This window comes from Armatimonadota bacterium, from assembly GCA_023511795.1.
GTDB lineage: Bacteria > Armatimonadota > UBA5829 > DTJY01 > DTJY01 > JAIMAU01.
In genome coordinates, this window is sequence record JAIMAU010000005.1 from 69,741 (window position 1) to 84,551 (window position 14,811).

The 14,811-nt window shown below is 45.8% G+C and carries 11 protein-coding genes; 7 read left to right on the plus strand and 4 right to left on the minus strand.

Features of this window, described 5'->3' with window-relative positions:
- Positions 1-4 precede the first annotated feature (4 nt).
- The 3 genes from K6T99_06630 to K6T99_06640 are packed head-to-tail and all read right to left on the minus strand — an operon-like array spanning position 5 to position 4,273.
- Complete coding sequence (locus K6T99_06630) at positions 5-1,225, minus strand: hypothetical protein (GenBank protein ID MCL6519492.1); 1,221 nt, start codon at positions 1,223-1,225, stop codon at positions 5-7.
- Positions 1,218-2,720, minus strand: coding sequence for a hypothetical protein (locus K6T99_06635; protein MCL6519493.1), 1,503 nt, complete (start codon positions 2,718-2,720; stop codon positions 1,218-1,220). The genes K6T99_06630 and K6T99_06635 overlap by 8 nt, the downstream gene beginning before the upstream one ends.
- 47 nt (positions 2,721-2,767) lie before the next feature.
- A complete protein-coding gene (locus tag K6T99_06640) occupies positions 2,768-4,273 on the minus strand; it encodes a sulfatase-like hydrolase/transferase (protein MCL6519494.1) in 1,506 nt (501 codons plus the stop codon).
- A 147-nt stretch (positions 4,274-4,420) separates the two neighbouring features.
- Between K6T99_06640 and K6T99_06645 the strand changes: the two genes are divergently transcribed.
- From K6T99_06645 to K6T99_06670, 6 genes are read left to right on the plus strand one after another with little or no spacing between them, the layout of a single operon-like run.
- Positions 4,421-5,752, plus strand: a complete 1,332-nt coding sequence (locus tag K6T99_06645; GenBank protein ID MCL6519495.1) for a glycoside hydrolase — start codon at positions 4,421-4,423, stop codon at positions 5,750-5,752.
- A gap of 8 nt (positions 5,753-5,760) precedes the next feature.
- A complete protein-coding gene (locus K6T99_06650) occupies positions 5,761-7,263 on the plus strand; it encodes a sulfatase-like hydrolase/transferase (protein ID MCL6519496.1) in 1,503 nt (500 codons plus the stop codon).
- Positions 7,264-7,275: 12 nt separating this feature from the next.
- The gene (locus K6T99_06655; protein MCL6519497.1) at positions 7,276-8,565 is read left to right on the plus strand and encodes an exo-alpha-sialidase; all 1,290 of its coding nucleotides are present in this window, start codon (positions 7,276-7,278) and stop codon (positions 8,563-8,565) included.
- Between the two features lie 35 nt (positions 8,566-8,600).
- Entirely contained in the window at positions 8,601-9,416 is an 816-nt protein-coding gene (locus K6T99_06660; protein MCL6519498.1) for an SDR family oxidoreductase, read from the plus strand.
- A 15-nt stretch (positions 9,417-9,431) separates the two neighbouring features.
- Positions 9,432-10,439, plus strand: coding sequence for a Gfo/Idh/MocA family oxidoreductase (locus K6T99_06665; protein ID MCL6519499.1), 1,008 nt, complete (start codon positions 9,432-9,434; stop codon positions 10,437-10,439).
- A gap of 11 nt (positions 10,440-10,450) precedes the next feature.
- Complete coding sequence (locus K6T99_06670) at positions 10,451-11,731, plus strand: glycoside hydrolase family 55 protein (protein ID MCL6519500.1); 1,281 nt, start codon at positions 10,451-10,453, stop codon at positions 11,729-11,731.
- A 50-nt stretch (positions 11,732-11,781) separates the two neighbouring features.
- Here the strand turns inward: K6T99_06670 and K6T99_06675 are convergent, their stop codons facing one another.
- Positions 11,782-13,023 carry a Gfo/Idh/MocA family oxidoreductase gene (locus K6T99_06675; GenBank protein ID MCL6519501.1) on the minus strand — a complete coding sequence of 414 codons (1,242 nt, stop codon included), beginning with the start codon at positions 13,021-13,023 and terminating at the stop codon, positions 11,782-11,784.
- Between the two features lie 243 nt (positions 13,024-13,266).
- On the opposite strand from K6T99_06675, the gene K6T99_06680 reads away from it, so the two are divergent.
- The gene (locus K6T99_06680) at positions 13,267-14,799 is read left to right on the plus strand and encodes an arylsulfatase (GenBank protein MCL6519502.1); all 1,533 of its coding nucleotides are present in this window, start codon (positions 13,267-13,269) and stop codon (positions 14,797-14,799) included.
- Positions 14,800-14,811 lie beyond the last annotated feature (12 nt).

A 14,811-nucleotide genomic window follows, 5' to 3' on the forward strand; every position in this document is an offset into this window, starting at 1 on the left:
CTCTTTACCAAATTAAATCATGTAATCCAACCCACCTATGATCTCTAAAAGGTTTATTATGGATTCCTAGCCAAATATCGGCAAGATTACTTTCCGCTTTCAGAAGAGCTATGAGGGCATAAGATGTTGTGCGCATATTCATACACCTTCGCCCAAGTTTTTGTTCCTCCTTGCCTTCGTAAACTCCATAAAACGCGCCATCGAGGCGAGGATCCCCAGTATCAATCCACTGCATTTCAAGCAACTTTTTCAAACTAATATCGGCATGCTTGAGAAGCAGTTCGTCGCCGAGAATCTCGCCAATATCTCGAAATATCATCTCACTTACCGGCACTGCTGAAGGTATTTCGCCTTCAGCAAAACTCCCGTCACCTTCTTGAACTGATGCAAGCCAATGAGCAAATTTACGAGCCTTCTCAATAAAGGAGGAGTCTTCGAAAAACCTAGACGCAGCTATCATCATCGCCGCACCGAAATCATCATTGTAAGCATGTTGAGGTAGCTTCGTTTGGCCTGGCTGTGGCGACATTACCTTTCCTGTGAATGGGTCGATATCAAGATTAAGACTGCCATCATCCCGAATAAACTCGTCTCTATAGATGATTGCAATTGGAAGCAATCCCTTCTCGATATATCGTTGGTCACCTGAAAACCGAAAAATATCGTAAAAGAATAACCCAGTACCTGAATGGAAGGAACCACGAGAATAAAAGTTCTCAAGTTTTGGGTCCATGTAAATTGCATACAAAGGCCATCCTCTATACATTCCCCTATCGATTAGCCAATCAGCAAATAACCTAGCCCTATCCAGATAAAGCGCCTCACCAGTAGCCTCGTAGAGCCATGCTAACCCCCACGCGGCAGAAACAGCATCACGAGGTGCGAATTCGATAGATTGAGGCGTCAGTTCTCTGATTGCGCCAAAATATTGGTCTGAACGGTCCATTACCTGCAAAGACAATATATATCGCCCGGCAAGCTCAGCAGAACGGAGATATCTAGCATCGCCCGTCCTCTTCCAAAGCGCAAGAAGACCCATTAACATTGTTCCAGTCATCCAGTTGCCGGTAAGCACAAGCTCCTTCGTATCTGCATCATAGCTTCGAATTCCCCGACCACGGTTTGCGTCCTGTCGGTCAGTAATTTGATTTCGTACCATCCATTCTCCACACAAGATAGCCCGTTCAAGAAGCAACGATGACTCAATCATTTTCCCATCACTCATCGGCAAGACCTCTTTCACCAGGATACACGGCATATAGTTTCGTGCTCCGACTTCGAATCATGAGCCTGATTTTTCTACCAATTAGATGACTAATGTTGCTCTTTTTGCGCCAACTTAGAACCCAATCGGTATCATTTCCTTGGATTCGGTCTGAATCTTCTAGACCATATCCTTTAATTACAGAACCATTCTCATCAAGAAGAGCCGCATGTGCAACACCACTTGCAGATGTGTCAACATTAATCCTGAGCACTGGTGCTTCAAGCACAAAAGGCTTAGTAATTAACATTCCACCTGTATACGCACTATCGGCAGAAACGAAGCCATCCAATCGTTGTTCAACTCGATAAACCATTGGATCTCCAATTTGCGGAGGACGCTTAGCATTAACGGAAGGTTTTGGCTGAACATCGTCTGGTACTCTTCCCTCACCGTGACTGCGACGGCTTCCGATATAATACTGGCTAATGCGATATCCGTACGGAACCATACCGACAAGCATGTGCATCATTTTCGTACATGGGCCGTCAGGCAAATCAAGCCGGACGTAAGACCCCCGAAAATCACGTCGCCAGTTTATTCCATCCCTGCTTGCTGCAAATTGCAGGTCAAGATATCCATCATTTATGAAACCCTCTGGATACCATGGATGGTGGTAGTAAAGCGATGGAAAAACGAAATAGACATCTTTAAGATATTGAACAGCCGCTGCTTGGTAGATATCTGCTTCTTGAGGGTCGAGCTCATCGGGAAAGATTACTGACGGAAGCTCTTTGTTGACACGGCGCATATTTTCATGTCCAAGGCCTTCCCACTTCTTCGACATCGGCCAAGGGTCTGGCGCATTTTCGTCCCATGGAACGGGTGAGAGCAAGTCATCAGTCTCAATCCGAATAACAGTCCGACTTCCTGCCATCGGTGGTATTGGGCGGTCTCTATCCCATCCTCTGGAGTAAATTACATACTTCCCGATGCGTGTATCATAGAAAGAGGAATTGTGGTTGTCCAAAATAAAGGGAAGCAGATTTCCAGGATTGCGTTTGAATCTCAGGCCATCGGGTGAAGTCATTACATACATTCCGCCTTCTTCTTGGGCATGTCCCACAAGTTTGAATCTCTGTTCCTCTGGAGCACTTGGATCAACGAATATACACCCCTCATTCTGGCGGCAACCTTCAATGCTAACCAGATTGTTTGCCTTCGAACCTTTGTACTCCACCACGCCAAGCTCGGGTCGTTCCCAATTAATGCCATCTTTACTGACAACAAATGCCAGTGTTGTTTCTCCCTCATTAAGGCGCACATTGTAGTACAAGCGATATTCACTGCCAACGCGCACAATGCACATTGGACGGGTGCCCCCAAGCTCCCATTCCTTCTCAACTTGCAGACACGCACCACGCTTTTCGGGAGGATTCAAAACAAGACTTACGCCTTCGCACGACTCAATATCGCAATCATCAAAGAAGAGAAGACGCCTATCATTGAAAACCATACAACCATCCTTTCATTCTATAAGAAGCAGTGAACCAATTATTTGCCTTATGCTCCAGCAATTCTAGGCATACGTGTCGGCTCGCACTTAAGAGTAGCATCCATAAACTTCCTGAGAAGTTCAGCCTTCAAGCTGAGATAGGCGGGGTCATCCCAACTGTTGTAAATTTCACCTGGGTCCTCCTGCAAATCGAACAGCTCGCCATAATCATGATTCCGATATACGGTAATCTTATACCTTTCATCTACGTAGGTTCTTAAATGAACAAGCGTTGGCTCGTGGCGATTCTCCACAACAACATGCTCCCTAGCTGGTTTACCACCAAACCAGCATTCCAGCTGATTCACGCCCGTCATAAATCCGGGTATTTCAATGCCTGCAATAGCAAGAAATGTCGGCGCAAAATCAACGAGACTCTGGAGTGAAGAATTGACTGCATTTTGTGGCACATGACGCGGCCACCAAACAATCATTGGGATGCGAATCATATCTTCATAATGGAATGGGCCCTTCGCACGAAGCCCATGTTGACCCAGAAAATGGCCGTGGTCAGTTGTGAACACAACGATTGTATTATCGGCAATTCCAAGTCGATCGAGCGAATCAAATATTCTGCCGATTTCGCGGTCCATTAGGCTAATCATACCGTAGTATATGGCGATGTCTTTCTTCAGTTCCTGCTCATCGATAAGATGAGAATGAAAGCCGTGAGCACCAAACGTTTCACGATACATTGAGAAGTCTGGCTTAGGTTCCTGAGTTTTGCGAAAGTGCGGAGGATTTCTATCATGTTCGCCAGGAGTTAATTTGCCAGGCACCATATCCTCGGGGTCATACATCGATGCCCAAGGCTCTGGAACGAGATATGGTGGATGGGGATCTTGGAAACTACTCCATAGGAAAAACGGTTTGTCTTCTTTTATACATTTCTCCATGAATGCAATTGATCGCTCAGCAGTCCAGACGCTGTAGTGGTACTTTTCGGGAAGGTCCCAGTGGTGCTTTCGTTTCGGCGCATTCTCCGGCCACTTCCAAAAGTAGTCTTGCCAGTTTTTCAGACCTTTTTCCTCCATCCAGATAGCATAATGTTGGCCAACGTGCGATTCATCAGCATGATTTCTGGCTACTTCTACATGTTGAAAGCCATACCATGGTCCATGGAATTTCCTCCAAAATTCTAAATCACGAAGAATAGGTTGACATTCCAACGACTCACTTCCCGGCTTTGAGGCTAACGGCTGAAAATGTGCCTTGCCAATTAACCCCGTAGCGTACCCATTCTTTTGAAGAATATCACCCACTGTCGGCACATCTTCAGGCAGCTTGACTCCGATTGTCCATGCACCATGCTGCGAAGGATATACCCCGGTGATGATGCTCGCCCGTGTAGGAGTGCACACAGGGTTTGGGCAGTAAGCCCTTGTAAATCTCGTCCCTTCGTATGCTAACCTATTCAAATTTGGCGTTCTGATGCGTGGATTCGTTACCCCAAGAGTATCATAGTGCTGTTGATCGCTTGTAATAAGGAGAATATTGGGCGCTCTTTTGCTCATTTTGGCTCTTCCTCTTCGAGAAACTATTGCTAACAAACAGTTACTCGCAAAACTTGCAAGCTCCTTCTAAGAAAAATAACCGGCGTTGACAGTTTCCTCACATAGGTCTATGATTTATTAGGCTAGACAGCATTCTTGAGGCTGGCAATGAGCAAAAACTTTACGAAAATTTACAACTTTCATGGCAAAAAATACAGCACTTGCATTGACGAGGATTTCATCACAATACATCAGCATGGAAAAGGCAGGGATATGACTAACCAACAGCCATGCTGTACGGTCCTAAGTAACGGCACTTGGATGGTTTGCTGGACACAAGCGAGCTACGAGGCTGCAAAGGATGAAAGTGTCGTCGGCGCAGTTAGCTATGATTATGGTAAAACATGGAGCAATCCATTTTACATCGAAGAAGCAAAGGATGAACGAACAGCCTCATGGGGAATGCTTTTTTTGGTCCCCCATACCCAACGTGTTTACTGCTTTTACTGGTGGAATGAGAATGCATATTGGCTTAGGGATGCGGGCACAATATATTTTAGGTTCACTGAAGACGAAGGAAAAACATGGAGCGACCGATACCGAATTCAGTTACCTCGCCATGAGAAAAACGGCCTTGACATTCCTGGCGAAGAACAGCACGGTTGGAATACTGGTTTTCCCATTCTTACCCCTGATGGCGCAATGCTGCTCGGTTTTACAAAGATATCGCCGCCGAGTATGGTTTGTGAAAAGCCTGGCCACCATTATGGAGACCCCGATCTTTGGCATACCGAAGTCTTCTTTCTTAGATGTACAAATATCCTAACAGAGGACGACCCTTCCAAACTTGAGTTTATTGTAACTCCTGAAGGTGATTCTGGGCTTTGGGCACCACATAATGATGAGCCAGAACGACGCTTCTGCCAGGAGCCCTATATGGCCGTGTTACCAAGTGGAAGAATAATTGCCACTATGCGCACGCGAACCGGCCATCCTTATTATTCAATAAGCGAAGATTATGGAATTACTTGGCGAAAAGCTGAGCCTTTTCGAATTCGCCCAGCAGGCGAAAAACTCAAACATCCATGCGGACCTTGCCCTATTACAACAACAAGGGATGGACGCGTGCTTTTTTTCTACCGAAATGACAACACTCCGGTCCTAGGCTGGACAGATCGCCCGTGCTATTGGACAAATAGAGACCCATTCTATATTTCTGTTGGACGCGAGATGCCTAAATTTGCCCAACGATTTTGCTCCGAAGAAGACAACGCATGCATCTACTTCGATGCGCCGAAAATCATTCTTTCGGGCGTAGAAGCAAATCCTAGCGAACATCCCAATATCGCAAAAAATTACCCAAGACGTCATGCCCAATATCCACATTTCTTTCAATGCGCAGACCGCTTCTTCGTTGTATATTCAAATCACAAAATTGACATACGATTGAAAGAAATTCCAATAGAAATGTTTGCAGGTTACGGCTTGCCGATAACTTAGGAGCACATATGAACGCTAGAGCAAAACCAAATGTACTTTTTCTAATTGCTGACCAGCACAACCGGCGTATTGCTGGGTTTGCTGGAAATAAAACAGCTTGCACACCTAACCTCGACCGCCTTGCCGCTGAGTCAATTTACTTTTCGAATGCATACTGTCAGGTGCCGCTTTGCACCCCTTCGCGTATTAGCATGTGGACTGGTCGAGTACCTCACAAATGTGGTGCTTGGACGAACTACTCGCCGATATTCCAAGAATACCTAACAATGCCGGAGCACTTTGAAAAACATGGCTATATAACTTGCGGTATTGGGAAAATGCACGTTGGCGGCACCCGGCCGATGAACGGTTTCCAATACCGACCTTACGGCGATTTGATTCCCAACCGGTTTTGCTGTCATCAACCTGACCCACTTTGGACTGCAAAAGACCAGCAATGGACTCAGCACAGCATTGGCCATTTCCCCTTTGCAGGGGAGTCCGAAATTCCCGAAAGTTTACTGCAAGAAAATATTGTTACAAGGGAAACCCTGACCTTTATTCTCGACCACAATCAAAAAAATCCCAATCAACCGTGGTTTGTATGCGCTTCTTATTCGCGTCCCCATCATCCCCTAACAGCACCCCCCCGTTTCTTTAGAAAGTACTGGCCGGATGCACCTGAGCTTCATCCATTACCAAAAGACTTTCCAGAGCAAATCCACCCGCACGACAAGTTTATTGTAGATGATTATCAACTCACCAAGTTTTCTGAAAAAGAGCGTCGAAAGGGGCTATCAGCATATTATGCATCTGTCGAGTTTGTTGATTCTTGCATAGGCGAATTGCTCAACAGTCTCGAAAGAAAAAACCTGCTTGAAAACACTGTCATTATCTATGTTTCAGACCATGGAGACTTGATGTCAGAACATGGCCTTTGGTGGAAGCGAAGTTACTACGATGGATCGGCATCAGTACCGCTTTTAATCCGCATTCCGCCAACTCTGAAAGAAACAAAAGACCCTAGCAAAATGGAATCGCAAAAGATAACTGAAATCGTAGAATTGCTTGACCTTTTCCCCACCCTTTGCGATCTATGCGGCATTCCGAAGCCGGAAAATCTCGATGGGGAAAGTCTTTTGTCGTTCAATAAACAAAAAAGATTAAAATCAACCGCAAGGAGCGAGCTTATTGCAAGAAAAGAAACCACTTTCCGAATGATTCGAACGCCGGAGTGGAAATACGTGGAGTTCCCTGAATTCCCACCAGTTTTGTTTAATATGATTGAGGACCCCGAGGAGAATTACAATCTCGCACTAGAACCAAAATATTCGGCAATAGTAAATGAACTTCATGCCTGGTTATGGAAAGACGAACAATCTTGGGAAAGACTCTATGCCAAAAAGCAAGCTGACCGCGAGCGTGCCATAAGAGAAGGCTGCACAGTTCACGATTGCTGCCCAAATCAATACTCGCTTCCAAACGGTGAGATTGTTCAGGCAGAAGAAATGCTCTACAAACAATTTTTATAGAAAGGGCTAGATATGAAAGAAGAATGGAAGCGCACTAATCCTGACTTAGTGGTATATCTTCCTAAAGGAATAGATGGACCAGACCATACGAATCAGCATTTTAATGTCGTTGCAACACCCAGCGGCACATTTCTCGCCACCTGGACAAGTGGAACACGCGAAGCCGCTCCTGACCAACGAGTGGTTTTTAGCCGTTCAACAGACAGAGGCAAGACATGGTCGGAACCTGAAGTCCTGGACGGCGCAAAACCCAATGACCCGCCTGGTACAGGAATGGCAAGCTGGCAGTTTCCAATAATCTGCCCTGGCGTTCTGCCTGGAGGTAGCACACGAATTTGGTGTTTCTACAACAAAAACATCGGTATTGATGATGCACGTGCGGCTGACACAGGTGTGTGTAGGGGCAGATATTCTGATGACGACGGAATAACTTGGTGTGAGAAGACGTATGACATACCAATTGAGCCGAATGCTATCAGCCATCCTGACCCAAAAGTTCCACCAACATGGATTGTTTATCAAACGCCAACCGTAACACCTGAGGGCGCAGTTCTAGCAGGTTTTACTAGGTGGGCAAGCAACGCAGTTGACCCAAACGTCGGCATGTTTGAACGAGCATCTGAAGTATGTTTCCTTCGCTTTGAGAATATTTTGACCGAAGCTGATCCTGACAAACTTGTAGTTACAACATGGCCTAAAACACCCCATGGACTTTCAGCACCAAATCCTTTCCGACCCGGCATTAATACTGCTCAGGAACCCACAAATCCATCTCTCTCAGATGGCAGGCTAATCTGCGTTATGCGAACGTTGCTTGGGAGGATTTACTTCGCACTGTCTGAAGACGATGGCCGCACATGGGATGAACCGCGTCCACTTCTTTACGAACCTGGCGGACAACCGTTATTAAATCCAATGGCTCCTTGTCCACTATACAAGCTCAAGGACGGACGATTCCTACTCGTCTACTTCAACAACGATGGCAGTGGACACGGAGGCAGTGGGCCAACAGACAGCAGGAACGTCAGAAACCCAGCTTGGATTACGATTGGAAGAGAAATACCTGGTGAAAAGAAACAACCAATCAGATTCGGCAAACCCAAGGTATTTGCATCTACAGATTGGACGCCTATCTCAGGTACAGATACGGGAACACAAGTTGCGACATATACTAGCTTAGTAGAAGACAAAGGTGAACGCATTCTTTTTTACCCAGACAGGAAGCATTTTTTGCTAGCAAAATATTTAACCGACGAATGGCTTGCGGATTGCGACCCAGACGTTGTGGGCGTTGGGCCATAGTCCATCTTAGACAAAATAAATGGAGGTTCCATGCAATGGAAAAATTCCCTACCGTTCAGGAATTATTTGACCTGTCAGGCAAAGTTGCTTTCGTAACCGGCGGGGCACGCAATTTAGGATTCGACATGGCTCTAGCTCTTGCGGAAGCCGGTGCGGATGTTTGCATTACATCGCGGAAACTCGAAGATGCAAAAGCCTCGGCAATCAAGATTCATGAAGCAACAGGAAGGCGCGTGCTCCCAATTCAACTAGATGTCAGACTTGAAGACCAGGTAATACGTGCAGTCGATGAAGCCCTGGCAGAGTTTGGGAAAATAGACATTCTAGTCAACAACGCTGGAAATGTCGTCGCTACTCCTGAAAGTGCTAAACTTGAAAACCGAACACTTGAAGATTGGTATTACACCTTAGATGTCAACCTAACGGGCACCTTCCTTTGTTGCAAACACGTCGTTCGAAAAACCATGATGCCTCGGAAAACAGGTGTAATCATCAATATTGGCTCAATAGCTGGAATGATTGGCAAAGACCGGCGACAATACCAAGGGACTAATATGGGTGGCTGGACGGCAGATTATTGCGCCGCCAAGGGTGGAGTCATAAATATGACTCGCGACCTAGCTTGCTACCTAGCACCTTACAATATTAGAGTCAACTGTATCAGCCCAGGTGGTTTTTGGCGAAATCAACCCGAATCTTTCGTCAAAGCATTCAGCGAAAGTATTCCAATGGGCAGGATGGGACAGGACGGAAAAGATTTAAAAGGCGCTGTTGTCTTCTTTGCATCCGAAGCTTCAAGCTACTGCACAGGCCAAAACTTGGCAATTGATGGCGGCTTGACGGCTTGGTAGTTCCCCATAAAAAAGATGAACGAAATTAGAAACCTAAAAGTTTTAGTTGTGGGTTTTGGCTCAATCGGACGGCGACACACAAGAATACTGAGCGAACTAGGCATTGAAGACCTTAGGGTCTGCGATCCATTGCCTGAAATGCTCGCAAAGGCAAGAGATGAATTTAGCATTAAAAAAGTATACTCCGACTATGAAAAAAGCTTAGCGGACAAACCTGATGCTGTCGTTATTTGCTCGCCTACCGCACTTCACATCCCACAAGCCTTCGAAGCCATCGAAGCTAATGCTGATGTACTTACGGAGAAACCCCTTTCAGTTACTTTGGAAGGTATAGATGAACTTGAAAAGCTTGCAAAAGAAAAACAACACATCGTCATGGTTGCACACTGCTTCCGTTTCCACGAAGGACTGCTTCGCGCAAAGCAGTGGGTAGAAGAAGGACGTATTGGACGTTTGATCTCCATTAGAGCACTTGTCGGAGAATACATCCCTGAAGTAATGCCTAATTACAAAAACATGTACATTTCAAAATATAGTGGCGTCTATGAACTTATGCACGACATCGATCTTGCATTATGGTATGCTAGCCAGCGTCCTGTTCGAGTCTTTGGCATAGATGGCAACTTTAGCGATGTCGAGATGAAGTCACCGGATATGGTAGAAATGCTTATAGAATTTGAAGATCGCTGCGTTGCTAGTGTCCATCTAGATTTTTTTGAAAGAGCACGCCACCGCCAAATCGAATTGTTAGGAACCGAAGGTACAATATTTGTAGAGTTTGCACGATGGGATAAATGCGTTCTTTCACTTTTTGAAGCCAAGGCAGGCAAGTGGCACATTGAAGAATTAGAGACTAACAGGGATGATATGTTTCGAGCGGAAGACAGAATATTTTTGGAAGCTGTGTTAAACCGCTCATCCATACCCGTTGATATTAGAGAAGGCCGCAAAGTAGTTGAAGTTATGCTTGCAGCCCAGGAATCTGCAAAAACAAAGACGTCAGTATTACTAAAATCTACCTAAGGAGAAAACAAATGCGTATGTTGCTTATCGTTTCTACGCTCATATTAATGGCAGTGCAGCTTCTCGCCCAGGAGAATGGAAACATGGAAGGAATTTTAAATGCAAAACAGTACGGTGCAAAGGCCGACGGTGTTACCGATGATACAGCTGTCGTCCAAAAAGCGCTTGATGAAGCCGCAAAATCCGGAGGGGTGGTTTACCTTCCACCAGGGAAATATCTCATCAAGGGAAGCCTAAACATCCCACCAGGAGTCTCGCTTAAAGGCTGCGGCAAAGCACCGAGATACAATAATCCCCTTACAGGAACTGTAATTCTAGCAACCGGGGGCCGAGATGACGAAAATGGTCCTGCTCTCTTCGAACTCCACGCATCAACTTCCGTAAGTGGCCTTACCGTTTATTACCCCGAACAGAAAGTAACAGACATACATCCATACGCATGGACTTTTCATCTTCAAGGCGAAGACAACACCATTGAAAATGTTACTCTCATAAATAGCTATAATGGCATTCGTGTTGGTCCAGAGCCAAATGTTCGCCATCGCATCCGAAGCGTCTATGGTTGTGTCCTTCGTCGAGGGATATTTGTTGATGCCTGCACAGACATTGGCCGAATAGAAAACGTCCAGTTTCACGGACATTGGTGGTGGGCAAAAGAGGTTGGCGGCGACATTGAAATAGTAAACAAGTATATGATAAACAACTGTGAAGCATTCATATTCGGCCGAACCGATTGGGAATACGTAACTAACACCTTTGTCTTCCCTGTAAAGATTGGCTACCATTTTATAAAAACACCTAGCGGCACATGCAATGGCCAATTTTGTGGAATTGGCGCAGATTGGGCTCAAAGATGCGTTGTTGTAGAAGACATCCAATTCATGGGCCTCCTAATCACTAATGGTCAATTTGTTGCCTTTGCAGGTGACAACCCAATCGAAGTGGAAATTGCGCCCACATGCAATGGCTCCGTTCGCCTAGTAAACTGTGCATTCTGGGGGCCTTCAATCCAGAATGTCGTCTCTCATAATCAAGGCTTTACATCTCTCTCTGACTGCTACTTCAGCACTCCCCATAGTTCGCCAAATCCGGTCGTGGAGGCAGATAATGGACGCCTGCAAATACGAGGATGCAGTTTCCAAGCAGGAAACAAGCCAAGCATTGCCCTCCGAAAAGGTTTAAAGAATGCCATCGTTACGGAAAACAATGGAGAACACGGGGTAGTCATAATCAACGAAATTGGCGACAAAGCAATTATTGCCAATAATGAACCACCCGAACAGCCACAATAAAGCAGTATAGACATTCAAAGCAATAATTTGTGTAAATCAATCGCGATAAACTAGGCTTTAGGTTTATACACGCGCACTTTCATATGCTTTCCACCTTCTAGGGCAGATTTATGCGCAATTATCCCCGGTACTGTATACGCAAGTGCTTCGTATATATCAATGGCTGGGGTGCGCTCATTAATAAGAGCATCTACAAACTCATGGGTCAAAAAAGGCTCGGCACCCTCATGCCCACCGCCAACACGCAAAGGTTCCGGGAGGAGCAATTCAGCCCAATTAGGCGGCTCATATCTTTCGAATTCCGCTAGACCAACATCGTATCCTGCGCTGTCCTTTACATATTTATTCGTTGCTCTCCGTATTACCGCCCCCACTCCATTCGGATGCGGCTCGAATAAACTCATTTTGCTTCCATACCACTGCGCACGTTCGCATCCACCAAACGCACCCCGCCAGTTGATTGAGACTCTGAAAGCATGCCCTTTGTCAGTTTTAAATAGCGCAGTTTCATTCCAAAACTTGTTGTTATATGGATTACCATCCATAATTGGATCGCCATCGCCCCATCCAATACAAGTCACTTCGACCAACCGTTCGCCAGTGGTACCCACAAGAAAAGACGTACAGTGGGTAGGATATAGCATTGGAGGAAAACCCCACCGCCAAGTAGGTTTTCCCTCCGCGTCTTTCCATAGCGTATATTCCATCCCAGCATGATGATATTCCGCCTCGGTGTAATAAATGTCGCCAAACTTGCCTTCCATATAAAACTTCCGTGCCGATATTGCCACAGGGTGGTAATAACTAGTCTCAGCCATCATGTAAGTAAGACCAGTCTTCTGCTGAGTTTCCAACAATTCCTCAGCCTCCTCTAAAGACATACACGCAGGAACTGCCGAAATAACATGCTTACCAGCTTTCATGCAAGTTACACAGTGTTTTACATGGTCCGGTGCACCTGTAAACACGGCCACAGCATCGACATTCCTATCCTTAACAAGCTCCTCCAATGAATTGTAAGCCTTATCGCACTTATAAACGTTTTGGAGGTGCTTACGCCTATCTTCCCTCAAATCACTTACTGCTTCGACAATACAGTTTGGATGCAAATGCCAATGAAATGCAGCACCGAATCCACCGCCAACGACCCCAATTCTGACTTTCTTTGACGACTTTTCCATTCTTTTCCCTCCAACCTCTTCCGAATCTGTCAATACCATGCTTGGCGTTAATGCGGCCCCTGCTAAAGCCATACCGCTCCAACGTAAAAAACTTCTTCTCGAGTAATCCATTAGCCATCCCCCTTTTTTTTTTTGCTAACTTACAAAACCTGCTAACCGTCAGAATAATGCCACCACCATGGATGAAATGTCAAGAAGCGCTATCCTAATCGCAATTCTCCTCTTTTTTAAACCAAAAACCATTATGGAGGTTATCCGAAAGATTTTGGAGAACTTTCAATAGAGAACGTGATTCCCAAAGACTCAACTAAACAATAATTCCACCGCAATTATATGAAGGGGAATCAAAAAAGCATGAAATCAACGCGGAGAGAGTTTATGAGAATTGTCGGCGCTGGACTTGCCGCCATTTCGAGTAGCAATGTTTTTGCAAGCGAAAATAAGAGCAGGCCCAATATTCTGTTTCTAATGACCGATCAACACCGATGGGACTGCTTAGGATGCATGGGCAGCAAGGCAATCAAAACCCCGAACCTGGATCGCATAGCACGCGAAGGAGCGCTTTTCTTAAATGCTTATAGTTCGACACCAACCTGTACTCCTGCACGAGCAGCGCTCTTGACCGGCTTATCCCCTTGGCACCACGGCATGATAGGATTCGGCCAAGTTGCCGAACGGTACACCTTCGAGATGCCGCGTGCACTTAATGATGCAGGCTACTATACATTCGCAATTGGAAAGCTCCACTACCATCCTCAACGCAATTACCATGGCTTCCAAGGAGCCCTACTTGACGAATCAGGCCGCGTGTTTAGCCTGGATTTCATTAGCGACTACCGAAAATGGTTCAAGGAAAAAGCTCCAGACCTCAACCCAGATGCAACCGGCATTGGCTGGAATGACTACCGTTCAGGAGTTTATGCCTTGCCTGAAGAATTGCATCCAACCCGATGGACTGGAGATCAAGCTGTTAATTTCATTGAAAACTATCGACGCGACAAACCCTTCATGCTGAAGGTTTCATTCGCACGTCCCCATAGCCCCTACGACCCACCTAAGCGCTTTTGGGAATCGTATAATGAAGACGATATGCCAGCGCCATATATCGGCGACTGGGCAGCAAAGTTTAGCGAGAAAGCCAACCCTAAAAACTACACTTTATGGTATGGCAACCTGGGCATCGAGCAAGTAAGACGCTCTCGGAGAGGCTACTATGGTTCAATTTCCTTTATTGATGAACAGGTTGGCCGCATCCTCAATACGCTTGAAAAAAGAGACATGCTGGAAAATACTCTGATATTGTTTACCTCCGACCACGGCGATATGCAAGGTGACCACTACCACTGGCGAAAGTCATATCCATACGAAGGCTCCGCAGCCGTGCCAATGCTTATCCGATGGCCAGAAAGCCTGAGCATTGCAACAAAGCGCGGCATTAGGTTGACCCAAGTCGTAGAACTTAGAGACGTACTGCCAACATTTCTGGATGCTGCAGGTGCAACTATTCCAAATAATCTTGACGGCCACAGCCTGCTTGAGCTCATACGAGGCAACGCGAACAGCTGGCGTGAATATCTTGACTTAGAACATGATGTCTGCTACAGCCCAACGAACAATTGGTATGCGCTGACAGATGGACGCTGGAAGTACATATTTAATGGCTTCGACGGAAGCCAAGAACTCTTTGACCTTAAAGAAGACCCCGGCGAGGAACACAATCTCGCTAATGACCCTGCTTACTCAAGAACGCTCAAATTCTGGCGACATCGGCTTATAAAGCACCTTTCAGAAAGAGATGAGCGCTTCATAGCAAATGGTGACCTAGTTTTACGAAAAGAGAAAATCTTGTATGGTCCAAATTATCCAACCAAACCGCAAAATGAATAATCTATAAAGCTG